The organism is Streptomyces cyanogenus, assembly GCF_017526105.1.
Taxonomy (GTDB): Bacteria; Actinomycetota; Actinomycetes; order Streptomycetales; family Streptomycetaceae; genus Streptomyces; species Streptomyces cyanogenus.
The window spans coordinates 7,694,628-7,718,980 of the sequence record NZ_CP071839.1; the positions used below are offsets into that span (position 1 = coordinate 7,694,628).

At 69.5% G+C, this 24,353-nt stretch carries 16 protein-coding genes; 11 read left to right on the forward strand and 5 right to left on the reverse strand.

Annotated features, from left to right (window positions below; genetic code table 11):
* The first annotated feature begins 98 nt into the window (after nt 1–98).
* The 6 genes from S1361_RS34325 to S1361_RS34350 all read left to right on the forward strand — a co-directional run bounded on the left by S1361_RS34325 (nt 99) and on the right by S1361_RS34350 (nt 7,207).
* Nucleotides 99–830: an SDR family oxidoreductase gene (locus S1361_RS34325; RefSeq protein WP_425087749.1), complete on the forward strand. Its 732-nt coding sequence runs from the start codon at nt 99–101 to the stop codon at nt 828–830.
* A gap of 60 nt (nt 831–890) precedes the next feature.
* The gene (locus S1361_RS34330) at nt 891–2,687 is read left to right on the forward strand and encodes an acyl-CoA dehydrogenase (protein WP_208035737.1); all 1,797 of its coding nucleotides are present in this window, start codon (nt 891–893) and stop codon (nt 2,685–2,687) included.
* 604 nt (nt 2,688–3,291) lie between these two features.
* Nucleotides 3,292–4,707 carry a DEAD/DEAH box helicase gene (locus S1361_RS34335; protein ID WP_208035738.1) on the forward strand — a complete coding sequence of 472 codons (1,416 nt, stop codon included), beginning with the start codon at nt 3,292–3,294 and terminating at the stop codon, nt 4,705–4,707.
* Between the two features lie 153 nt (nt 4,708–4,860).
* Nucleotides 4,861–5,103 carry a DUF5302 domain-containing protein gene (locus S1361_RS34340; protein WP_208035739.1) on the forward strand — a complete coding sequence of 81 codons (243 nt, stop codon included), beginning with the start codon at nt 4,861–4,863 and terminating at the stop codon, nt 5,101–5,103.
* A 315-nt stretch (nt 5,104–5,418) separates the two neighbouring features.
* On the forward strand, nt 5,419–5,907 hold the full coding sequence (locus tag S1361_RS34345) for a GNAT family N-acetyltransferase (RefSeq protein WP_208035740.1): 489 nt from the start codon (nt 5,419–5,421) through the stop codon (nt 5,905–5,907).
* Between the two features lie 955 nt (nt 5,908–6,862).
* Nucleotides 6,863–7,207: a MerR family transcriptional regulator gene (locus S1361_RS34350; protein ID WP_208035741.1), complete on the forward strand. Its 345-nt coding sequence runs from the start codon at nt 6,863–6,865 to the stop codon at nt 7,205–7,207.
* 115 nt (nt 7,208–7,322) lie between these two features.
* Here the strand turns inward: S1361_RS34350 and S1361_RS34355 are convergent, their stop codons facing one another.
* Complete coding sequence (locus S1361_RS34355; RefSeq protein WP_208035742.1) at nt 7,323–9,008, reverse strand: ribonuclease J; 1,686 nt, start codon at nt 9,006–9,008, stop codon at nt 7,323–7,325.
* Nucleotides 9,009–9,274: 266 nt separating this feature from the next.
* Between S1361_RS34355 and S1361_RS34360 the strand changes: the two genes are divergently transcribed.
* Nucleotides 9,275–9,628 (forward strand): hypothetical protein, encoded by a 354-nt coding sequence (locus S1361_RS34360; protein WP_208035743.1) that lies wholly within the window; start codon nt 9,275–9,277, stop codon nt 9,626–9,628.
* A gap of 428 nt (nt 9,629–10,056) precedes the next feature.
* The gene (locus S1361_RS34365) at nt 10,057–10,581 is read left to right on the forward strand and encodes a peptidylprolyl isomerase (protein WP_243769401.1); all 525 of its coding nucleotides are present in this window, start codon (nt 10,057–10,059) and stop codon (nt 10,579–10,581) included.
* Between the two features lie 566 nt (nt 10,582–11,147).
* On the opposite strand, the gene S1361_RS34370 is transcribed toward S1361_RS34365, so the two are convergent.
* Complete coding sequence (locus S1361_RS34370; protein WP_208035745.1) at nt 11,148–14,720, reverse strand: ATP-binding protein; 3,573 nt, start codon at nt 14,718–14,720, stop codon at nt 11,148–11,150.
* A gap of 1,206 nt (nt 14,721–15,926) precedes the next feature.
* Here S1361_RS34370 and S1361_RS34375 point away from each other — a divergent pair.
* Entirely contained in the window at nt 15,927–17,579 is a 1,653-nt protein-coding gene (locus S1361_RS34375; RefSeq protein ID WP_208035746.1) for a GMC oxidoreductase, read from the forward strand.
* The gene (locus tag S1361_RS34380; protein WP_208035747.1) at nt 17,572–18,264 is read left to right on the forward strand and encodes a LuxR C-terminal-related transcriptional regulator; all 693 of its coding nucleotides are present in this window, start codon (nt 17,572–17,574) and stop codon (nt 18,262–18,264) included. The genes S1361_RS34375 and S1361_RS34380 overlap by 8 nt, the downstream gene beginning before the upstream one ends.
* Before the next feature lie 81 nt (nt 18,265–18,345).
* Here S1361_RS34380 and S1361_RS34385 read toward each other — a convergent pair whose 3' ends face one another.
* Complete coding sequence (locus tag S1361_RS34385; RefSeq protein ID WP_341829357.1) at nt 18,346–19,050, reverse strand: LuxR C-terminal-related transcriptional regulator; 705 nt, start codon at nt 19,048–19,050, stop codon at nt 18,346–18,348.
* A gap of 277 nt (nt 19,051–19,327) precedes the next feature.
* Between S1361_RS34385 and S1361_RS34390 the strand changes: the two genes are divergently transcribed.
* Complete coding sequence (locus S1361_RS34390) at nt 19,328–20,536, forward strand: cytochrome P450 (RefSeq protein WP_208035749.1); 1,209 nt, start codon at nt 19,328–19,330, stop codon at nt 20,534–20,536.
* On the opposite strand, the gene S1361_RS34395 is transcribed toward S1361_RS34390, so the two are convergent.
* Nucleotides 20,526–22,448 (reverse strand): ABC transporter ATP-binding protein, encoded by a 1,923-nt coding sequence (locus tag S1361_RS34395; protein ID WP_243769403.1) that lies wholly within the window; start codon nt 22,446–22,448, stop codon nt 20,526–20,528. The two genes, S1361_RS34390 and S1361_RS34395, sit on opposite strands and share 11 nt — an antisense overlap.
* On the reverse strand, nt 22,445–24,181 hold the full coding sequence (locus S1361_RS34400; protein ID WP_208035750.1) for an ABC transporter ATP-binding protein: 1,737 nt from the start codon (nt 24,179–24,181) through the stop codon (nt 22,445–22,447). Before S1361_RS34400 ends, S1361_RS34395 begins: the two co-directional genes overlap by 4 nt.
* Nucleotides 24,182–24,353 lie beyond the last annotated feature (172 nt).

Below are 24,353 nucleotides of genomic sequence, written 5' to 3' on the forward strand. Positions count from 1 at the left end.
TAGTATCTGCCTGGCGGGAAGAGCCTGCCCGTGCCGCCCCTCCCCCTCAGGAGTCCACTGTGACCTCACTGTTCTCCCTCTCCGGTAAAACCGCCCTTGTGACCGGGGGTTCCCGCGGCATCGGCCTGATGATCGCCCGGGGCCTGGTCGAAGCGGGTGCCAAGGTCTACATCAGCTCCCGCAAGGCGGAAGCCTGCGAGGAGGCCGTGCGCGGGCTTTCCCGTCCCGGCCAGGCGGTCGCGCTGCCCGCAGACCTGTCGCGCGAGGAGGAGTGCCACCGACTCGCCGCAGACATCGGAGAGCGGGAGGAGCGGCTGGACATCCTGGTGAACAACGCCGGCGCCACCTGGGGCGCGCCCCTGGACGAGTTCCCGGTCAGCGGCTGGGACAAGGTGATGGACCTCAACCTGCGCAGTCCCTTCCTGCTCACCCAGGCCCTCCTGCCGAAACTGCGCGCCGCCGGGTCGACGGAGGACCCTGCGCGGATCATCAACGTAGGATCCATCGACGGCCTGCACGTCAGCCCCACCTCGGCCTACTCCTACGCGGCCAGCAAGGCCGGTCTGCACCACCTGACCCGTGTGCTGGCCAAGGAGCTCGGGCCACAGGGCATCACGGTGAACGCCATCGCCCCCGGCCCCTTCGAGTCGAAGATGATGGCCGCGACCCTGAACGCCATGGGCGAGGAGATCGCCGAGGCGGCTCCGCTGCGCCGGATCGGGCGGCCGGACGACATGGCGGGCGTCGCCGTCTATCTGGCCAGTCGTGCGGGCGCCTACGTCACCGGCGCCGTCATCCCCGTCGACGGCGGCCTCGGCACCACGGTCTGACCGGCCGTCGACAACTCCCCTCCCTCGCACAGGCAACCCGAACCCGAGAAGAAGAGCACCATGACTTCCCTCCTGCTCTCCCGCCGAGACCTCGACTTCCTGCTCCACGAGTGGCTCGACGTCGAATCCATGACCGCGCGCCCCCGCTTCGCCGACCACTCGCGCGAAACCTTCGACGCGGTACTGGACCTCAGCGAGACGATCGCCACCCGGCACTTCGCCCCGCACAACAAGAAGAACGACACCCAGGAGCCGCGCTTCGACGGCGAGCGCGTGCACATCATCCCCGAAGTCGAAGAGGCCCTGAAGATCTTCGCCGACGCGGGGCTGATCGGCGGAGGCATGGACCACGAGGTGGGCGGCATGCAGTTGCCCAGCGTGGTGGCCAACGCCTGCTTCGCCTGGTTCCAGGCAGCCAACGTGGGAACGGCCGCCTACTCGTTCCTCACCATCGGCAACGCAAACCTGCTGCTGGCCCACGGCACCCCCGGGCAGATCGACACCTATGTCCGTCCGATGGTCGAGGGCCGCTTCTCCGGGACCATGTGCCTGTCCGAGCCACAGGCGGGCTCCTCGCTGGCTGATGTGCGCACCCGAGCGGAACCGGCCGACGACGGCACCTACCGCCTGTTCGGCAACAAGATGTGGATCTCGGGTGGCGACCACGAACTGACGGAGAACATCGTCCACCTGGTCCTGGCCAGGATCCCCGGTGGCCCGCCCGGGGTGAAGGGGCTCTCGCTCTTCATCGTCCCCAAGGTCCTGGTAGGGGCCGACGGGACGCTCGGCGAGCGCAACGACGTCGCCCTGGCCGGCCTCAACCACAAGATGGGGTACCGAGGGACGACCAACACGCTGCTGAACTTCGGTGAGGGCGCCTTCCGGCCCGGCGGCGCCCCCGGTGCCGTCGGCTTCCTGGTCGGGGAGCCCCACCGCGGACTGTCCTACATGTTCCACATGATGAACGAGGCCCGCATCGGTGTGGGACTCGGTGCCACAGCGCTCGGTTACACCGGCTACCTGCACGCCCTGGACTACGCGCGCACACGGCCCCAGGGGCGCCCGCTCATGGCCAAGGACGCCACCACCCCCCAGATCCCGATCGTCGGGCATCCCGACGTCCGACGGATGCTGCTCGCCCAGAAGTCGTACGTCGAAGGCGCGCTGGCTCTCATCCTGTACTGCGGGCGGCTGCTGGACGACGAGCGCACCGCCCCGACGGCCGACGAGCGGGCCAGCGCCGGTCTCCTGCTGGACATGCTCACCCCGATCGCCAAGAGCTGGCCTTCCCAGTGGTGCCTGGAGGCCAACAACCTCGCCATCCAGGTCCACGGCGGCTACGGCTACACCCGCGAGTACAACGTCGAGCAGTTCTACCGGGACAACCGCCTCAACCCCATCCACGAGGGGACACACGGCGTCCACGGCCTCGACCTGCTGGGCCGGAAGGTCGTCATGGACGGCGGCGCGGGGCTCCGCCTGCTCATCGACACCGTCTCCATGACGACCGCCCGCGCGGCAGCCGGGGACGACGAGGTCGCCGGCTTCGGACGGCAGTTGGACGCCTCCGTGGACCGCGTCGCCGCCGTGACGCAGCGCCTGTGGGAGTCCGGGGACGCCGAGACCGCCCTCGCCAACGCCTCGGTCTATCTGGAGGCCGTGGGACACGTCGTGGTTGCCTGGATGTGGCTGGAGCAGATGCTGGCCGCCGCCGGACGCAGCGGCGCCTTCTACGAGGGCAAGCGCCGGGCGGGGCAGTACTTCTTCCGCTACGAACTGCCTCGCACGGAGGCGCAGTTCGCGCTGCTGGAAAGCCTCGACCGCACCACCCTCGACATGCCCGCGGACTGCTTCTGAGCCTGTCCTGCCTTCCCACGGGTGCGGGCTGGTGGCGGCGTGGGGTGCGTCAGGGCGGGCGGGTTGACGGCCAGGTACCAGGTGGCCTTCTCCGGCAGTCGGGCTGGGCCGGGGGTGGCTACGCGCTGTGGGGCCTTGCAGCAGCACCACACCGGCATCACGGCACGTGACGCCCCACCTCGCTGGTCCTGTCAACGACACCTGGGTCGTACCGGCCGGGGCGCGACGGCTGCAGGGGCACGTGATGGCAACGGGTCAGGGTGAGCCCAAGTCCAAGATCGATACCAACCGGGTGGGACGGGACCCCGCACCCTGCGCTGCAGGACGACGAGCCACCCGCGACTGAACGGGCGCTCCTGCCTTCTCGGGGATCGGCGGATTTCGGTGTGCCGGGGACCGGACCGGGGTATGCCGGAAGGGCTGCCGGGCTGCGTCGGTTCACGCGAGGGGCGATCGGTATCACGGGCGATGGTGTGCCTCGTGTTATCCTCGTGCGTTTGCGTGGTCGTCGCGGTGGGCGTTCTGTCCGTTCGGTTCCGCTTGTGCGTGGGCTGTACCAACCTGCCGGGCCTTCCTCGGTTCGTTCCTCTGCGGAAGGCTGTTCATGAAGCACCCCGATGACTCCGGCATCGCTCACGGCGGTCCCGCCCGGCCTGAGGCCACGATCCCGGCGCTGCCCCCAGCCGTCTGCTTCGCCGGTCTGGAACTGCCGGCGGGGGTGCTGCGGACACTGAGCCGACTCGGGGTGCGTGAACCTTTTCCGATCCAGGCTGCCACACTTCCCGATGCCCTGAAGGGGCGCGACGTCCTGGGACGTGGACGCACCGGATCGGGCAAGACGCTCGCCTTCGGCCTGCCGCTGCTGACGCGTACGGCCGGGCGGCGCGCCGAACCGAAGCAGCCTTTCGCTCTGATCCTTGTGCCCACCCGGGAGCTGGCCCAACAGGTCACCGAGGCCCTGGCGCCGTACGCCGAGGCCCTGCAGCTGCGGATGGCCACGGTCGTCGGCGGCATGTCGATCGGCCGGCAGGTCGCCGCGCTGCGCCAGGGAGCCGAGGTGGTCGTCGCCACCCCCGGACGCCTGCACGACCTGATCGAGCGCAACGCCTGCCGCCTGGGACGGGTAAGGATCACCGTGATGGACGAGGCCGACCAGATGTGCGACTTGGGATTCCTGCCGCAGGTCGTCGACGTGCTCGACCAGGTACACCCCGACGGTCAGAGGATGCTGTTCTCGGCCACTCTGGATCGCGAGGTCGATCAGCTGGTCCGCCGCTACCTGCACGACCCCGTCGTCCACTCGGTCGACCCGTCCGCGGGCACGGTCACGACGATGGAGCACCACGTTCTGGTCGTCCACGGCCCTGACCGCTACGCCGTCATCACGGAGATCGCCGCCCGCGACGGCCGCGTACTGCTGTTCCTCGACACCAAGCACTCCGTCGACCAGCTCACCCGCCATCTACGGGCCAGCGGGGTGCACGCCGGGGCCCTGCACAGCGGCAAGTCCCAGCCGCAGCGCACACGGACCCTGGCGCAGTTCAAGAACGGCGAGATCACCGCTCTGGTGGCGACCAATGTCGCGGCCCGTGGCCTGCACGTCGAGGGCCTCGATCTCGTGGTCAACGTCGACCCGCCCACGGACCCCAAGGACTATGTGCACCGGGCCGGCCGCACCGCCCGCGCCGGTGAGTCCGGCAGCGTGGTCACGCTCGTGCCGGCGGGCCAGCGCCGCGAGACGAGCCGCATGATGGCCGGGGCCGGCATCGAGCCGACCGTCACCAAGGTGCGCTCGGGCGAGGCGGAGCTGAGCCGGATCACCGGCGCCAAGGCTCCCTCCGGCACCCCGCTCGACGGCGGGCCCGCCGTCCCCCGGCCCAAGAACAGCAACGCTCCCTTCCGCGGCCTCGGCACCAGCAAGGACCCGTCCCGCGGTGCCGGCGGCAAGTCCCGCAAGGCCGGCGAGGCACGCAAGCTCGCCGAGGCCCGCAAGGCCGCCCTCGTACGTCGCAACGGCTGAGACCCGCTGCCCTGTCAGCGACTCTCGTGGCCACGGGATCGAGAGCTGGAGAGGAAAACCGGCCGAAACGGCGCAGGATGATGTTGCCGGCGTCCCGGGTCTCGCCCGGCATGACAAGCTGTGCTGGCCCACCCCCGAACCCAGGAGGTCACCATGACTGAAGAGCCCGTCATCACGGAAGGTTCGGAACCGGCTGCCCCCGAGACGTCCCCTCTGTCGCCGGACAGCGACGGCAACTACGACCTCAAGCGCAGGTTCCGTGAGGCCCTGGAGCGCAAGCGCGGTGCGCAGGGGGACGGGGCCGATGCTGCCGCCAACCCGGATGCTTCCAAGGTGCGTGCAGCGCACGGCCCGGCTGCGAGCCAGCGGTCGTTCAGGCGCAAGAGCGGCGGCTGAGCCGATCAGTCCCGCAGTCCGGCCGCCTGACCGGCACTCTGCGCGCTTCCACTCGCGCGCTCGGTGCCGTGGCCCGCAACGTGCGCATGTCCATGTGCGCGTTGCGGGCGAGGTGTAGCCGGCGGTCCCGCCTGAGACAGGGCCCCCAGGGCAGGGATCAAAGGACCTTCTTCCCCAGGTGGGTTCCGGCGCTGGTCCGGCGAAGCGTCCAGGGGCCGGTGTCCGGGCTTGCAACCGGGCGAGGACGAGAGCGGTGCAGGAACGCCTGCCGACCCCTCGGAACGAAGGCACCCCCCGGTGCGACATACTCTCCCGATGAGTTCACGCACCTCGCCGATCAGTCAGCAGGTCACCATACGGAGGGCCGTCGCGCGGGATGCCAAAAGGCTCACACGGCTCGTGCGTGGCTCAGGCGCCTACGAGGGTAAGTACGCGGCCGCAGTCGCGGGCTACCGAGTCGGTCCTGACTACATCGAGGCCCACCGCGCCTACGTCGCCGTCGGCTCCGACGAGCATGGAGGCCGGGTCCTCGGGTTCTACTCGCTCGTGCTCGCTCCACCGGAGCTCGACCTGCTGTTCGTCGCCGACGAAGCGCAAGGACGGGGTATCGGACGACTGCTCGTCGAGCACATGCAATCCGAGGCCCGTGCCGCCGGGCTCGATCGCGTCAAGGTCGTGTCGCATCGTCCCGCCGAGGACTTCTACCACCGCGTCGGTGCCATACGGACCGGGACCGCCCTCGCGAACCCGCCCGCCGTCCTGTGGGACCGTCCCGAATTCGAGTTTCGTATTCCTTCGGAGTGACGCGGTGTGCCCGGTTCGCCGGGCACCGGCTTCGCCTGCATGGCGCGCTCCGTCTGCGCCGTCGGCCTGCCCTGGCGAGGGGATCGCCTGGGCCGGCGGCCTCTCCCTCACCGAAGGCCGGCGATCTGGAAGAGCGTGCGACGGAGGCACCGGGCACTGCCAGTCGTAGTCGGCCCCGGCGCTTCGCGCGATTCGGTGGGTGGAGGGTGTTGACGCCGCTGAAGTCCATGATCGTGACGCCGCCGAGGCATCGAGAAGCGAGGGGCACTGTCCCGGTCGGTTTCGCCGCTGACCTCGCCATACCGAGGCCCTCGAAGCAGGCGTGCGTGATCGACGAGCCGGCATCGCTGAATGCTGCCACCGCGCCTCCGCCGGGAAGCGGTCGCCACGTCTCGCAGGTTTCTCCAGTCGGAGAGCCGTCCTGATCCGGGCCCTCGGCCGGTCCCACCGAGGACTGCTGTGCAGGAAGGGGGGGCCGCCATTCGAGCGGGCACTCTTCCTGGTGCGTCTGCGGTAGAAGCAGACGTACACACCATGCAGAAAAACTGTCATGGCGACAGTAGACATTCCGCTGTCACAGGGTTAGCGTTGTCTTCGTAACCAGAAGTCGAAGTGAGCACAGCAGGCACGAACTGCTGTGCAGGCAGACCAGAAGGACACGGCCCCAGCAGGGCTGTGAGCAGTACCCGCGGTATCCGTGTAATCGAAAGGTAAGGAGCAGAACGCCATCAGGATCGCCCGGGCGAGGAAGCAGTCCGCCCGGGTACCGCAAGGCCCCGGATTGGAAGGTGGTCCCCGGTCACGCATCCGCGATCCCCGCAGCCCCGCCCTCCCAGGCGGCACCTGCGGAAAAAGAAGGTCGGCGCAGTGCGCCGGTAGATGGTGTTGAAAGCTCGGGGCCCGGGTGCCGTACTGGCACCCGGGCCCCCCGACGCGTCCCCGAAAGAAGAGGTCTATGCCGCCTGCCGGTTCCCGTCCCGTCGGCCCTCTCGACGATGACAACTACCCCGCCTACACCATGGGCCGCGCCGCCGAGATGCTCGGCACCACCCCTGCCTTCCTCCGTGCCCTCGGGGAACACCGCCTGATCACCCCGTTGCGATCCGACGGCGGCCATCGCCGCTACTCCCGGTACCAGCTGCGCATCGCTGCCCGCGCCCGCGAACTCGTCGACCAGGGCACCGCCATAGAGGCCGCCTGCCGCATCGTCATCCTCGAAGACCAGCTCGAAGAGGCGCAGCGCATCAACGAGCAACTGCGCGCCGAGGGCCGCGAGCCTCAGCCGAAGACATCGACCTGATCAGAACGCCCGAACCCGAGGCACCCGATGCACGGCAGGCGGACGAGGCCGCTGAGGGACCTTGCCGTCGCGGGCGGTGCCGCGGCGGGAACGGGGACCGGCTGCCGGGCCGGGCTCAGGCGTCGATGATGACGGGGATGATGAGGGGCTTGCGGCGGTGGGTGCGGAACGCCCAGTTCGCCACGGCGCGGGCGAGGAGCTGTTCGAGTTGCCGCGCGTCCCCGACGCCTTCCTCGGCTGCGGTGGCCAGGGTCTTCTCGATGACGGGGATGACCGGCTCGAAGGTGGCTTCGTCGTGGACGAAGCCCCGGGCCAGGAAGTCGGGGGCCTCGGCGAGGGCGCCGGTGTCGGCGTCGACGATCGCCACCACCGTGACCACGCCTTCGGCGGCGAGGGTGAGGCGATCCTTGAGGGATGCTTCGGTGGCGCCGCCGACCTCCATGCCGTCCACGTAGACGTTGCCGGCGGGGACCTTGCCGGTGATGGATGCGCGCCCGTCGACCAGGTCGACGACGACGCCGTCCTCGGCGATGACGACCCGGTCGGGGTCGACACCGGTACGAATGGCGAGGTCGGCGTTGGCCCGCAGGTGGCGCCATTCGCCGTGCACGGGCATGACGTTGCGGGGCTTGACGATGTTGTAGCAGTACACGAGTTCGCCGGCGCTGGCGTGTCCGGAGACGTGCACCTTGGCGTTGCCCTTGTGGACCACGTGGGCGCCCCACCGGGTGAGTCCGTTGATCACCCGGTAGATGGCGTTCTCGTTGCCAGGGATGAGGGAGCTGGCGAGCAGGACGGTGTCGTCCTTGCCGATGCGGATCATGTGGTCGCGGTTGGCCATCCGTGACAGCGCGGCCATCGGTTCGCCCTGGGAGCCGGTGCACACCAGAGCGATCTTGTGATCCGGGAGCTTCTCCAGCTCCTTCGTGCTCACGACCAGACCGGAGGGGACCTTCAGATAGCCCAGGTCACGGGCGATGCCCATGTTGCGGACCATCGACCGGCCGACGAAGGCGACCTTGCGGCCGTGCTGGTGGGCGGCGTCCAGGACCTGCTGGATGCGGTGCACGTGGCTGGCGAAGCTGGAGACGATGACCCGGCGCGGCGCGGTGCGCATCACCTGCTCGATCGCTGGGTTCAGCTCTCGCTCGGAGGTGGTGAAGCCGGGTACTTCGGCGTTGGTGGAGTCGGTGAGGAAGAGGTCCACGCCCTCCTCGCCGAGGCGGGCGAAGGCGCGCAGATCGGTGATGCGGTCGTCGAGAGGGAACTGGTCCATCTTGAAGTCGCCGGTGTGCAGCACCATCCCGGCCCGGGTGCGGATCGCGACCGCGAGGCTGTCGGGGATGGAGTGGTTGACCGCCACGAACTCGCAGTCGAAGGGCCCGAAGCCACGGCGGTCGCCCTCCCGCACCCGCACCGTGCGCGGGCGGATGCCGTGTTCCTTGAGCTTGGCCTCCAGGAACGCCAGCGTCAGCTTGGAGCCGACGACCGGAATGTCGGACCGCTCGCGCAGCAGGTACGGCACGCCGCCGATGTGGTCCTCGTGGCCGTGGGTGAGTACCACGGCCACGATGTCGTCCAGCCGGTGCCGGATCGAGGTGAAGTCCGGCAGGATCACGTCCACGCCGGGCTGCGTCTCTTCGGGGAACAGCACGCCACAGTCGACGATGAGCAGCTTGCCCGCGTGCTCGAAGACGGTCATGTTGCGGCCGATCTCACCCAGGCCGCCCAGGGCGATGACCCGCAGCCCTCCTTCGGGAAGGGGCGGGGCGGCTTTCAGTTCGGGGTGTGGATGACTCATACCCTGACGGTACCCGGAGAGCGGGACAGGATGATCCATCGCCAGACCGCGCCGCAGGACAGCACCTGCCGATTTCCCCAGGTCAGGGCTCCCGGGCCCGGGCCAGCAGAACATGCTGGATGCCGGCTCCGGAACTCCCTGGAAGATCTGTGACCGGGGTGCCCTGCCTCCCGTAACCGCGGACGCCGACCAACGGGGGTGGCGGTCCTGGGAGTGGAGAGGTGCCGGGACGTCTTGTGGTTGCCGGGCTCTCTCTGGTGGGGGAAGTGATCAGCATCGAGGTGTTCCCGGACATCGGGGCCGGATACAGCGAATCCCTGGAGTGGGCCAAGGGGCTGGGCACGGTGCGGCGGGCCGGAGCCGAGGGGAGTGGCTCCCTCGCGACGGCCCTGTCCCGCTACCCGCTGGCCCAGGACGTAGCAGTGTTCGACGTGAACCGACCCGACAGGCCCGACCGTCGCCGGCGCGGCAAGTCGGACCCGCTCGGCACCGCCCGGAACGCGGCCCGGGCGGTGCCGAGCGGGCGGGCGCGTGCCCAGGCCAACTCAGTCGATGGACCGGTGCAGATCGCTCGGATGTACAAACGCGCCAAGGACATGGCGGTCTGGGCCCACACATAGTCGATCAACCAGCTCAAGGCTGCCCTCGCCGTCAGAAGCGTCCGTCGTGCACCGGGTGGATGCCCTGAACGGCCCGACGACCCTGTGCCGGGTCCGAACGAGGTGGCCTGCGGCCAGGCCCGAGGCTGGGGGAGGGAACGTGGCCTGCGGACGGGTACTCGGCCGCCGGGCCGCGCTCTAGACTGCGACCGCTCCGAAATCTGACGATCTTTTGGAGGGTGCGCAGGATGAACCGAGCTCTCATGACCGCATGGGCGGCGGCAGTGTTGGCCGTGTGCGGGAGCAGCACCACCGCCTCCGCTTCCGATGCCCCGGCGCGCACCACGCACGGTCCCTGTCAGTACACCCAGACACCGAACGAGCCGGCGGCGCGGCCGGTTCACCTGCCGCCCGACCCGCGGCACACCCCCGGTCACGGCACGGTCGACATGGCTGTCCCGACCAGCCAGGGCCCGCTCCCGCTGCGTCTGGACCGGGCGAAGGCGCCGTGCACGGTCCAGAGCTTCGTGCACCTGGCGCGGCACCGGTTCTACGACCGTACGGTGTGCCATCGGCTGACCGCGTATCCGACGCTGAAGGTCCTGCAGTGTGGCGACCCGACCGGCACCGGCGAGGGTGGGCCGGGGTACGCGTACAAGGACGAGCTGCCGGTGGACCTGCCGCCGGCACCGAGCGATCCGACCGGCGCCCGTCGCCTTTACGGGCGCGGTCTGCTGGCGATGGCCAACGCCGGGCCGAACACGAACGGTTCGCAGTTCTTCGTCGTATACGGCGACTCCGCGCTGCGACCGAACTACACGGTGTTCGGCACGGTCGGTACCGCCGGTCTGAAGACGCTCGACAAGATCGCTGCCGGCGGGATCGAGCCGACTACGCAGGACCCGGCGCCTGTGGACGGCACGCCCGTCCTGCGGACCGAGCTGCTCAGCGTCCGGCCGTCCTGTCGGCCCTGAGGAACTGCGGTGCGGTCACCGTGGGGCCGGCCACGTGCCTGGTCTCACGGTGATGTGACGTAGCCGTTGCCGATGTCTGATCACCAGGCGGGCGGCTACTACACCGTCGCCCCGCACGCCGCCGCGGAGCCTGTCGTGCTGGCGGCAGCGACACATCACGTCACCGACCACCAGCACGCGCAGCGCTCCTGCGCCCTGTCCGCACAGCACTGGATCACCACGGACCGCACCGCCGTTCAGACGAATGCCACGCCGGACGCATTCGACGGCCGTCCGGAACGGCCCGGCACGTCCTGCCGGCGCAACGGCCAAGGGCATCGCGAGAGGCCGGGGCAAGCGCAACCACCCACTGCTCCGCCGGTCGGCGAAGTCGTGCGGGACAGCGGCGGGTGTGACGCGGACGGCGCCGCGCTCCACGATGGGGAGCACTGTTCTCCCGTGGGTGTCTCCGGCCTCGAAGCGCCGGTGGCAGCGCCGTGCGGCGACGTCCGCGACCGCGCGAGCGGTGGCTCTCCGGGAGCCGGACGGCCCGGGCCACCGCTTGCCGGGGATCCCGCAGTGGTGCCTCACGGGGACAGGGAACCGGTCGGGTCGAGCCACTCGTCGGCACCCCGGCCCAGCAGTTCGTGCAGCAGCGGGGTCGCGGGCAGTGCGGGGTGGAGGTACACACGCTCACGGCGCTGTCCGACCGCGGCCAGCATCGTGCGGAAGGTGGTCCTCGCCGCCTCGGCGCGCCCGCTGTCCACCTGCGCCTGCCCCAGCAGGCCCAGGTGGAGGGGGTAGCGTACGTACGTCCCGGACCGACCCAGTTCGGCCAGCGAGGTGTGCATGAGGGTCAGGCCCTCGTCGTGGTCTCCCGCCTGCGCCAGGCCCCACCCCTTGACGACACCCAGCATCGCCTTCCAGTAGAGCAGTCCGTACTCGCCCGCGACCCGGACCCCCTCGTCGCTGGAGGTGAGCGCGGTGTGGACGTCACCCTCCCAGGCCGCCACGACCCCGTCCACGTACAGTGCGAAGGAGCGGTCGGAGGGCCTGCTCTCGTACTCGGTGATGCTCAGTAGTTCCCGCCGGCGCGCATCGGCGGTCTGCCGGTTCCCGAGGAGCCAGTGGGTGAAGGTGTCGTAGGAGCGGCACGAGACGCGCGGGTCGTGCTGGAAGGTACGTGCCAGCACATGGCCCTCGTCGGCCACACGGTCCGCCGTGTCGACGGCGTGCTCCAGTTGGACGAGCGCCTGCGGCAGCATTCCGCGCACATGCAGCACGATGCCTTCACCGTAGGCCGCGCCGAGCGCCGCCACGGGCTCCCAGGTCTGGCGCGAGATGTCCCGCAGCAGGCCGGACAGCTGCCGCGAGGTGTCGTAGCGGCCGGTGACCAGGTGCGCCGCGCACAGCGCCCAGAGCACCGACGGATCCTCGGGAGCCTGCGTAGCCGCGTTCAGGGCGCGACCGTGTGTCAGGGCCGTCTCGGCCTCGCGGTCTCCGTAGCCGCGCGTGGTGGCGAGTACCTGGCCGAGCTGGATGTGCAGTTTCTGCTCCAGCCGCACAGTGGCGGGATCGTCCGGCGGCAGGAACCCGATCAGGTGCTGTGCGCGGCGCAGCCAGATCTCCACCTGCTCGTACGCCATGGACAGCTCGGCGTGTTCCGCGGCGAGCAGCAGCCGGGGCAGCACCTGGGCGGCGGGCAGCACGCTCTTGGCGTGCCAGCTGTGATGCGCCACCCGCTCCTCGTCGCCCATCTGCCCGCTCCGGCGTGCGCTCAGCGCCTCGGCGATCCTGGCGTGCAGGTGGTGGCGGTCCGCACGGGGCAGTTCGTCGATGAGCGTCTCCTGGACCAGGGCGTGAGCGAAGTGCAGTCGCCCCGGATCATGCGGCTCCTCCCCGAGCAGACCGGCGCGCAGGGCAGCTTCGAGACCGGTGGCGACCGGTTCGTCGGGCGTGGCGGTCCGGTGCAGCAGGTCGGTGTCCACCTCGGTGCCGATGACGGCGCACAGCCGGAGCAACCGCAGCACCGGCTCGGGCAGTGCGGCGAACCGTTGGTGCAGCACTTCGCGAATGCCGGTGGGAATGTGCGCCAGGAGCGCGTCGGCCGCGTCCGGGCGACGGAGTCTGCGCGGGTCGCCCACGAGGGAGAGCAACTGCATCACGAAGTACGGGTTGCCCTCGCTGCGCCGGTGCAGTACCTCGACGACGTTCGGGTCCACACCGGACCCCGCATGTGCCTCGACAAGGTCGGCGATGCCGTGCAGGGAGAGCCCGCCCAGCCGCAGCGTCTCGGTTCTGGGCCCGCGTAACACGTCGGAGACGATCCGGCGCAGCGTCCCGTCCGACTCGGCCTCGTACTCCCGGGCCGTGAACACGATCCCGAGCGGATGGCCCTGGCCCCGGGTGCGCAGCAGCCTGAGGAGGTCGAGGGAGGCGGTGTCCGCCCATTGCAGATCTTCGAGGAGCAGCACGAGCGGGTGTCGCCCGGCGAGGTCGAGCAGCACTTCGCAGACGGCGTCATGGGCGAGGAAGAGGTCCTGGGGCCCGTTGGCGGACACGCAGGGGTCTGCGGTCCGGGCCGCCGACCGTTCGGGCATGAGCCTGGCGAGCAGGGCGTCGTACGGTCGTGTCGCCTCACGGAAGGCGTCCGGCCGGGTGGCGGACAGCCGCCGCAGGACCTGGGTCCACAGCCAGTAGGCGGGGACGCCCTCATCGGGGAAGCAGTGGCTCCAGACGACCTCCAGCCCGGTGTTCTCCTGCTGCCCCTCCGTGCTTTCCAGACGTGCGGCGAGTTCGAGCAGCAGGCGGGTCTTTCCGACGCCCGGGGGGCCGAGGACGCCGGCCGCGTGGCCGTGGCCCACGGCGGCGCTCGCGGCAGCGGCCGTCAGACGGTCGAGTTCCTGGCCTCGGCCGGTGAACGGTGACGGGGCAGCCGTCCGCCCCGACGCGGGCTCCGGGGATGCGTCGGCTCCCGGGGCAGTTGCCGGCTCGTACGCCGGCCAGGGTAAGCCTCGCCCCCGTGCTCTCCCGTCCTGCGCGCCGTCGGCGTCCGCCCGTGCCCCGGGCGGCAGAACGGCCCGCGCCTTCGGGCGCGCGTCGGTCCCCGTGTTCCCGTCGCGTCCGACGGACGACGGTGAGCCGGCTGCCGCGAGGGCGTCGTCGGTCGCCACGGCCCTGCCGTGCCCGCGATCCGTGACGGCCGTGCTGCCTTCCTCGGAGCCGTCGGAGCCGTCGGAGCTTGCCGAGCCCGGTGGCGCGCCGACTGCGGTCTCGTTCCTCACCGGCGGCGCAGGAGAGGGGCCGGTGGACGCGAGCTGTGGGGGAGGAAGCTTCTCGGTAGAAGCGCTCGCTCCCGGCTCCTGGCGCACTATCAGGTCTCTGACCTGGCGCAGTTCGGCCGCGATGTCGACACCGAACTCCTCGGCCAGAAGGCTGCGCGTCCGCTCGTACACCTCCAGCGCCTCGGCCTGTCGGCCGAGTCGGGACAGTGCTGTCATGAGGTGGCCGACCAGTCGCTCGCGTGTGGGATGACGCCGCGCTTCGCCGTCCAGATCGGCGGCGACCTCCTCGGCCGCGCCGAGAGCCAGCCGCGCCTCCGCGCGGGACTCCACGGCGGTGAGCCGGATCTGTTCGAGTCGGGCACACTCGTCGCTGAGCGGCGGATGGCTGTCGAACTCCGCGTACGGCGAACCGCGCCACAGCCGGAGGGCCTCGGTGAGCCGGGCCTGCGCGGTACGCGGATCGCTCTGCCTGAGCAGCCGCCGTCCGTCGGTGACCAGACGCTCGAAGCGGCAGGCATCGACGTGCTCGGGATCGAGGTCGAGGACGTAGCCGGGTGTCCTGTGACGCAGCACCGAGGGGCGACCCGCTCCCGCCGCCGCGTGCAGTGATCGGCGCAGATGGGAGATATGGCTCTGCAGGGTGGCGACGGCGTGCCGGGGCGCTCCGTCGCTCCACAGTTCCTCCACGAGCAGTTCGGTAGGCACTACGCGGCCGAGACGGATGAGCAGCAGGGCCAACAGCGTCCGTCGGCGCGGCGGGCCGAGCGGGATGTCGTGTCCGTCGAGGTGCGCCGACATGGGTCCCAGAACGCTCAGGAAGGGCTCGGCCTGGCTGGTGTTCGTGGGTGACCCGTTCGCGGTCGGGGGTACGGGCATGACGGTCCCCATCGTTCAGCCGCGGCCGGAGTTGATGCCGACGGTCGACAGCGGTGAAGTGCCGTCGGCGATTTCGGCTGCATCGCGGAGGAGTGGGTACTGGGTAGAACTGATCATGAAGAAACCGTAATGGTGTTACCCGCGGTCATGACAGGTGGCCTTTGCGCGTGCATGCACGTTGATGGCCGATACCGCTGGGTAGGTACGCCGGGGGATCGTCGACCGCGCAGGCCGCGGCGGAGCCACGGGAGGCCGCGGTCGGAGTGACGCGCGAGACGGTGTCCCAGGTTTGGCGGACGCGCCGACTCGGCGAGTCACGGGCCCCGCCCTCGCTCCGATCGGCAAGAAATCGGCAGGCTTTGGGCAAGGATTCCGTCCAGGGGGCGGAAGAAGGGCGGCGGCCGACGGCAAGGGGCCGTCAGTGGCTCGACCAGGACCCTGCAAGGGTGATGACGCACGATTCCGGTGTCCGGAGACACTGCTGGTCCAGGGCCGATGACGCCCCTGCGGACGGTCCGACGACCGCACACCGGCCTTCGGACCGTTTCGTGCTCAATTTCGGACAGGGGGCCTTTTCTTGCTGAGTACAGCACGTGCAGCTCCGGGCCTGTGGGTGGCAGGCCTCGATATCGCACTGATCGTCCAGCAGGTGAACCGGGATTTGCCGGCAGTTCACCGGCTGGTTCGATGACGCGTCCGAGGACCTGTTCTCGGAATTGCTGCCTTCACAGTGCCTTTGGCGGAAAACCGCTGCTTCGGCCGCCCGAGGTCGTCGATACATCGTGAGGTGAACGGGCGCGGGCGCGCGTCGCCGGTCACCCGCCGGCGACAGGGCAGGACGGCTGGAGCGAGTCCGCGCGCCGTGGTGAGGCGTCTCACCGGTGCCCGCCCGCGGTCCCTGGTCCGGGACGGCCCGGACCGGCCGCGTTCCACCGGCTGCCGCTCGGCCCGGCGCACGCCCGAGGACGCACGTGTGAGCGTGGGTCCGCCCGTGAGCGAACCGTGCCTCACGCCCTCTTCCGCACGTTGAGTGGCCGTCCGCCCATGGCCCGGCCTCCGCACCGTCCGCGAACCCGATCCGGATGTCGGCGACCGCCTTCGCACTTCACCGGACACACACCAGGCCGCACAGGCCCGGCCGGCCTGCGGGTTCCTCTTCTTCCTCCTTTTCCCTTTCCCCGCCTTCACCGCTCAGGAGCACAGCACATGAACGCACACCAGTCCCTGTCGCGCCGCCGCATGCTCGGTCTGGCGGCCTTGGGCGCCGCCGCACTCGCAGGGCAGAGCACGATCACCGCGGCCCCCCGGGCCGCCGCCGCCCCCGCGGCCGGTGTCTCCGACGGCACGTTCGTCCCCGCTGTCGTGGTCGGCACCGGATACGGCGCGGCCGTCTCCGCCCTGCGTCTCGGCGAGGCGGGAGTATCCACCCTGATGCTGGAGATGGGCCGGCTGTGGAACCAGCCGGGTCCCGACGGCGACGTCTTCTGCGGGATGCTCCAGCCCGACAAGCGCTCCAGCTGGTTCAAGACCCGCACCGAGGCTCCGCTCGGCTCCTTCCTGTGGCTCGACGTCGCCAACCGGGACATCGAGCCCTACGCCGGTGTACTGGACCGGGTCAACTTCGACCAGATGTCCGTGTACGTGGGACGCGGTGTCGGCGGCGGTTCGCTCGTCAACGGTGGCATGGCGGTCACGCCCCGGCGCTCGTACTTCGAGGAGGTGCTGCCCCAGGTCGACGCCGACGAGATGTACAGCACGTACTTCCCGCGCGCGAACTCCGGCCTCCGCGTGAAGAACATCGACAGGGGCTGGTTCGAGCAGACGGAGTGGTACACGTACGCGCGTGTCGGGCGTGAGCAGGCTGCGAAGGCGGGCGTCGGCACCACCTTCGTGCCCAACGTGTACGACTGGGACTACATGCGCCGTGAGGCGGACGGCACGGTGCCCAGGTCCGCGCTGACCGCCGAGGTCATCTACGGCAACAACCACGGCAAGGTCTCTCTCGACAAGAGCTATCTGGCCGCTGCCCTCGGCACCGGAAACGTCGTCATCGAGACCCTGCACCAGGTCAAGACGATCCGGCAGCGCAGCGACGGCACCTACCTGCTGACTGTCGAGCAGAAGGACGACGGCGGCAAGCTGCTCGCGACCAAGGAGATCTCCTGTCGCCACCTCTTCCTCGGCGCAGGTAGCCTCGGCTCGACCGAACTGCTGCTGCGTGCCCGGGAGACCGGCACGCTCGCGAACCTCAACTCGGAGATCGGCGGCGGCTGGGGCCCCAACGGCAACGTCATGACCGCCCGGGCCAATCACGTGTGGAACCCGACGGGCGCCAGGCAGTCGTCGATCCCCGCCCTCGGCATCGACGACTGGGACAACCCCGACCACCCTGTCTTCGCCGAGATCGCCCCCATGCCTGCCGGCCTGGAGACCTGGGTCAGCCTGTACCTGGCCATCACCAAGAACCCGGAGCGCGGCACCTTCGTCTACGACGCCGCCAAGGATCGCGCGGACCTGCGCTGGACCAGGGAGCAGAACGCGCCCGCGGTCGCGGCCGCGAAGTCGCTGTTCGACCGCATCAACAAGGCCAACACCACCATGTACCGGTACGACCTCTTCGGCAAGCGGCTCAAGGCCTTCGCCGACGACTTCTGCTACCACCCGCTCGGCGGCTGCGTCCTCGGCAGGGCCACCGACAACTACGGCCGTGTCACCGGATACAAGAACCTCTATGTGACCGACGGCTCGCTCATACCCGGCAGCATCGGCGTCAACCCGTTCGTGACCATCACGGCGCTGGCGGAGCGGAACGTCGAGCGCATCATCCGGGAGGACGTCAAGGATTCACACCGTGATTGACGAAACGCGTGCCACGGCGGTGGCCCATGTTTCGTCCACCGCGACGAAACAAAGAGCGGAGTACGGTGAGATATTCCGGTTGATGTTCGAGCAGTCAGGGCTGTGCATGGCCACGCTGGATCGTTCCTTGTGCCTGCGTGAAGCCAACATCGACTTCCTCGCACAGTTCGGCCGCAACCTCCAGGACAGTTACGGTCGTCCGTTCTCGGCGTTCCTGCATCCGACGGTACGACGATCCATAGGCCGCGATCTGGAACTGCTCAGCGCCGGTGAGCGTGACCGTGTCGGGGGAAAGTTCATCGCGGTCAGGCAGGACGGTGCGCTGCTGTTCGGTGAACTGATCGCCGTATCGGTGGTCAGGTCACTCGGTGAGGTCGATTCCATTCTGGTGTTGGTGGGACGGACTTCCCGGGTCGGCGAGGCGCAGGCAATGGTTCAGCGTGGAATGCTGCTCGTCCCGATGGATGCCAAGATCCTGGAAGGCGTCGCGGCAGGGATGTCCACGGGCAAGCTGGCCACCGTTCTGCACATGAGCCGGGGCGGGGTGGAGTACCGGATCACGGCTCTGTTGCGCAGGTTCAAGGCCGTCAACCGAACCGAACTGGCCTCGAAGGCCTACTCCATGGGCCTGCTGACCACCGACAGCTGGCCGCCCACCGTGCAGTCGGCCTACGTACAGGCCTGAGAGGACGACAGGGAGCGGAGCCGCCCGATGGCCTGCCGGGCGGCTCCGCTCCCTGTCGGTTCGGGGTTTCAGCCGGACTCGTCAGGGGCTTTTGACGTACTCCTGCTGCACCCGGGGTGGCCAACTGCCGCTGCTCAGGATGCCCAGCGTGTAGGCGCGGGAGACAAGCGCCGGCCGGTTGGGCACGTCCAGCTTTCGCAACATGGCGCTGACGTGGTACTCGATGCCTTTGCAGCTCAGGTGCAGCTGACCGGCCAACTGCACGGTGGAGGCACCGGCGGCGACCTTCTCGAGGATTCTGGCCTCCATCTCGCCCAGCAGGGTCGGCCGGGCACCGCCCGGCGGGCATTCGGGGGTCGGAGGGTCGAGCTGGACCAGTACGAGGAGCGGGCTGTCGGCGCGGGCGTCGGCCCGCATCCGCAAGGCCGTGAGATTGCCCCCCACCGCGTTCTCCGGACGCGGTACCTTGACGTACTCGGTGAGACGGCCGGTGCGGCCGAGGCGGAGCTGATCGAAACCGACCCGTAGCCGGGAGCGGCTGTCAGGGTGGAGAAGGTCGGTGAACGCGATGTCACGGACCTCGGAGGTGTCGCGGTCCAGCAGGGCGAGCATGGCATCGTTGGCCCGCCGGATCCTGCTGTGCGAGTCCAGCGCCGCCATTCCGACTCCGGAACGCTCGAAAAGTGAACGGAACATGGCCGCCGACCGGGACGGTGTGCGTTGCTGCACCGAGTGATTGATGTCAGCCCAAATGTGTTCCGTCGGACCATCTAATGCATCTGGCATGAAGTTCCTCGTCGGAAGGTGTCAGACGACTGCGCCAGTGGCTTCTGCTGGGCTGGTCAACATCACCCGGAGCCCCGATGCGCGAAGTGTCAGACGAAGCGTCAGTGTCGGACGGAAGTCGTCGGAAAATCGGTTCCAGCCCAGATACTTCTTGTATCGAAGGCTAGTTGCACGTTTATCCACGACGCAACTCGACGTGATTAGCGTCACGGTTCCCGCCCGGTGTCATCGCGTCGGGTGTCCGTCGGCTGTCTAGGGATTTCCTGCCGACGGCCTCGTGAGACTGTCCGGTGCTACCGGCCTTCATGCGGAGAGGACGCGAGCCATGACCATGGCCGAAAACAACATTCCCTCGATGGCGTCCCTGACTGCGCCACTGCTCGGCATCAACGAGGAACTGCGGGCGATGCAGGAGGAACGGCCCATCTGGAAGGTCAGGACCTACACCGGTGACGAGGCCTGGCTGGTCATGGGTGCTTCGGAGATCAAGCGGCTGCTTGTCGACAGGAGGCTGGGCCGCTCGCATCCCGACCCGGCCAACGCACCGAAATACGCGCCGAGTCCGGTCTTCGAGCAGATCATGGCCGAGTTCGAACGTCATGCCGAGATCCGGGCGTTGCTCACGCCGTACTTCTCCCGCACGTCCATGCGGGCGATGCAGCCCAAGGTCGAAGCGACCGTGGCGGAACTGGTCGAGACGATGCTGGCCGGCGACCCCCCGGCGGAACTGCAGAAGATGCTGGCGCGGCCGTTGGCCATGCGAGTGCTGTGCGAGCTCGTCGGCATCCCCGTGGCCGACCAGGAACTGGTCGGCCGACTTCTGCACCGGATGGCCGGCCTCGGCGCGGGCGACGGCGATGCCACCCTCGGCGCCTACCTGACCGGGATCGCGGCGCAGAGGCGGGCCGAACCGCGCGAGGACATGATTTCCGGACTGGTCGCCGCGGGACAGACCGACGAGCGGGTGGCGACGCTGGTCGCGATGCTGCTGTTCGCCGGCGGCGAGAGCGTCGCCACGCACATCGGGTTCGGCGTGGCTCGCCTGGCCACCGATGACGCGCTGCGAGAGGCGTTGAGCCATGACCACGCGCTGATCGAGCCGGTGGTCGAGGAGATGCTGCGCACCGCGAGTCACGGGGGCGGGGCGCAACCCCATTACGCCAACGCGGACATCGAGATCGCAGGGGTGACCATCCGGGCCGGAGACCTCGTGCTGCCGGACTTCGCGCTGGCCAACTTCGACGCACGGGCCTTCGAGAACCCGGAGGTCGTCGACCTCACGCGCAGCCCGAACCAGCACCTGGCGTTCGCGCACGGAAGCTGGCACTGTCTCGGTGCGCCCCTGGCCCGGATGGAGCTGCGGACCGTCTACACGATCCTGTTCGAGCGAGCGCCCTCCATCCGTCTCGCGGTGCCGCTCGACGAGCTGAACCGCGAGACGGACCGGCTGTTCTCGACCATGCCCGAGCTGAGCATCACCTGGTGAGACCGCTCTGTCGGGAGGCACCCCCTTGTGTGTCTCCCGACACCGCTTCGAACTGCGCCGTGTACAGGCGGGCGTAGGCGCCGTCGGCGGCGAGGAGTTCGTCGTGCGTGCCCTGCTCGACGATCCGGCCCCGGTCCATGACGAGGATCAGGTCCGCGTCGCGGATGGTGGACAGTCGGTGTGCGATCACGAAACTGGTGCGGCCCCGGCGCAGCCCTGCCATGGCCTGCTGCACCAGCAGTTCGCTGCGTGTGTCCACCGAGCTGGTCGCTTCGTCGAGGATCAGCACGGACGGCGAGGAGAGGAACGCCCGCGCCACCGTGATGAGCTGTCTCTCGCCGGCGCTCATGCCCGCCGCCTCGTCGAGCACCGTGTCGTAACCCTTCGGAAGCGTCCGCAAGAAGTGGTCCACCCGCATGGCCCTGGCTGCCGTGACGATCTCCTCGCGCGTCGCCCGCGGGCGCCCGTACGCGATGTTCTCCGCCACCGTCCCCTCGAACAGCCAGGTGTCCTGGAGCACCAGTCCCATGCGCGAGCGGAGAGCCTCGCGGCTCATCGTCGCGATGTCCACGCCGTCGAGCAGGATCCGCCCGGCATCGGGTTCGTAGAAGCGCATCAGCAGGTTGCCGAGTGTCGTCTTGCCCGCGCCGGTCGGTCCCACGATCGCGACCGTGGTCCCCGGCGGCACCGACAAGGAAAAGTTCTCGATCAGCGGACGGTCCCGTCTGTAGCGGAAGCTGACGTCGTGGAACTCGACATGACCGGACACGGTGGCGAGCGAGGCCGGTTCGGTGGGTTCGGCCGATTGCTCGTCGGCGTCGAGGAAGGCGAAGACGCGTTCGGCAGAGGCCAGGCCGGACTGGAGCTTGCCGACCACCGCGCCGATCTGGCCGGCCTGGTTGCTGAACTGGTTGGTGTACTGGAGGAAGGCCTGCACCTCGCCGAGGGACAGTGCGCCCGAGGCGACCCGCAGCACACCGATGACGGACACGGCGACGTAGTTCAGGTTCGACACGAACCCCAGCGCGGGTTCGACGGTCGCCGCGAGGAACTGCGCGGCCGAGCCCGCCCGGTACGCCTTCTCGTTGTGCTCGTCGAACTCCGCCTCGCTGTGGGCCTGCCGTCCGAACACCCGTACAAGCGCGTGTCCGGTGTACATGTCCTCGACGTGCGTGGCCAGGGCGCCGGTCGCGGCCCACTGCTCGGCGAACCGCGGCCGTGCCCGGGCACTCAGCTTCGCCGCGATCACGGCGCACACCGGGAGGCTCGCCAGCAGCAGAGCTGCCAGCAGCGGCGAGATCACGAACATCACCGCGGTGAGGCCGCTCGCGTACATTACGGCGGTGCCCAGCTGGCTGAGCGTCTGCTGGAGCACCTGTTGCAGATTGTCGACGTCGTTGGTGACGCGGTTCAGCAGCTCGCCGCGCGGCTGCCCGTCGAAGTAGCCGAGGGGCAGCCGGGCCAGTTTGGCCTCCGCCCGGGTCCTGACGTCCCGGGCGATCGCCTGCACGACGTTCGCCGCCATGCGCTCCTGCACGAAGTTGGCGGCCGACCCGGCCGCGTACAGGGCCAGCGCCGTCGACAACACCGACGCCACCGCCGCGAAGTCGATGCCGCGACCGGGCGTGAAGTCGACCGTGTCGTACACGGATGCGAGGGTGCCGTGGCCCTCCGCGCGGAGCCGGGCCAGTGCCTGCCCCTTCGTGAGCCCGGCCGGCAGTGCCTCACCGGCCACGCCGGCGACGATGAGATTGGTGGCGTGCCCGAGGCGGAGCGGGGCGATGATGTTCACCACGACACCGGCGAGGCTCACCAGAACGGTGACGGCGAGGACCGTCCGGTGCGGGCGCATCAGCCGCGCGATCGCCCGCAGGGTTCCCCCCGGGTCGGCGGCCTGCTTCTTCTCGGTCACGCCGCTTCCTCCACGTTGTCGAGCTGGGACCGCACGATCTCCCTGTACGTCCCGTTCTCCGTCAGCAGCTGCTCGTGAGAGCCCCGGCCCACCACGCGGCCGTCCTCCAGCACGAGGACCAGGTCGGCGTTCTTGATGGCGTCCACCCGCTGCGCGACGATCACCACCGTCGCGTCGGCGAGTTCCGGGGCCAGCGCGTTGCGCACGGCCAGGTCCGTCGCGGCGTCCAGGCCGGAGAAACAGTCGTCGAACAGGTAGATCCCGGGCCGTCGCAGCAGGGTTCTCGCGAGGGCGAGCCGCTGCCGCTGGCCGCCCGAGACGTTCGTGCCGCCCTGGGTGATCTCCGCTTGCAGCCCACCCGGCATCGCCGCCACGAACTCGCGGGCCTGGGCGGTCTCGAGCGCGTGCCAGAGATCCGCGTCGGTGGCGTTCTCGTTGCCCCAGCGCAGGTTGGACGCGACTGTTCCCGCGAAGAGGTAAGGCTGCTGCGCGACCATACCCACGGTGCGACTCCGGGTGCCGGCGTCCAGATCACGCACGTCGACCCCGTCCACCAGCACCGATCCGGACGTGGCGTCGAACAGCCGCACCACCAGGTTCAACAGGGTGGTCTTGCCGCTCCCGGTGCCGCCGATCACCGCCACGGTCTGGCCGGGCCCGGCGCTCAGGTCGATGTCGTGCAGGAACGGCTCCTCCGCGCCGGGATAACGGAACCCGACGCCGCGCAGTTCCAGGTGCCCCGGCCGCGGCCCGGACACGACCGGCTGGCAGGACGTGGCCATCCCCGGGTCGGTGTCGAGTACCTCACGGATGCGCCGCGCGGCAGCGGCGGCCCTCGGAACCGTGAGCATGACGTACATGGCGATGACCATCGAGGTCAGCACCAGCACGATGTAGCCGAGGAACGCGCTCAGCGCTCCGACCTGCAGTGCGCCCGAGGCGATCCGCTTAGCGCCGATCCACGCCACCACCACGGTGAACCCGTTGCCCAGCAGCCACACCAGCGGGAACATGCCGGCCGCGAGCCGACGCACCCTGCGGGTCAGCACGAACATCTCGGTGTTCGCCGTGCCGAACCGCTCCTGCTCGTGCGTGTCCCGGACGAAGGCACGTACCACGCGCACGCCGGTGATCTGCTCACGGAACAGCCGGCCGATGGTGTCCATGCCGCCCTGGATGCGGTCGTAGAGCCGGCCCATCCGGGTCAGGATCACCGCCACCACGACCGTCGTCACCGGGATCAGCACGATCACGACCAGCGCCAACGGCACGTCCTGGCGCAGCGCGAGCACCACGCTCACCACACACATGATCGGCGCGGTGATGATGCTGCTCAGCCCGTCGGCCGCGAGGGTCTGGACCTGCTGCACGTCGTTGAGTGTCCTGGTGGCCAGGGAGGACGTGCCGAAGCGCCCCACGTCATGTGCGGAGAACCGCTGCACGTGGCGGAACATCGCCGACCTCAGATCGCGGCCGACCGCGGTGGCAGCACGAGCGGCGAAGTACTCGGCTCCCAGCCGCGCGGCGAGTTGGACCACGACGACGAGCAGCATCCCCGTGCCCAGCCAGATGATCCCGGGCAGCGACCCCACCAGCAGTCCCCGGTCGATGACCTGTGCGCTCAGCGTGGGGAGCATGAGGAGCGCCAGCGTCTGCGCGATCTGGAGGGTGACGGTCAGCGCGACCCAGGTTCGGTAAGGGCGTAGGTACGTCCTGAGCAATCGCAGGGGCACGCGGTACTCCGGAGGTCGATGGCGGTTGGCCGCCGGGCGCGTGCGTCCGGCGCGGGCAGCGTCACCCGGGCCGGGTCGGTGATTCCCTAGTGTCCCCACACATCTTTCGCTCCCGACACTAGGAAATTCCGGCTGCCCGGAGATCGAGACTGCACGAGGGTGTCCGCGAGTG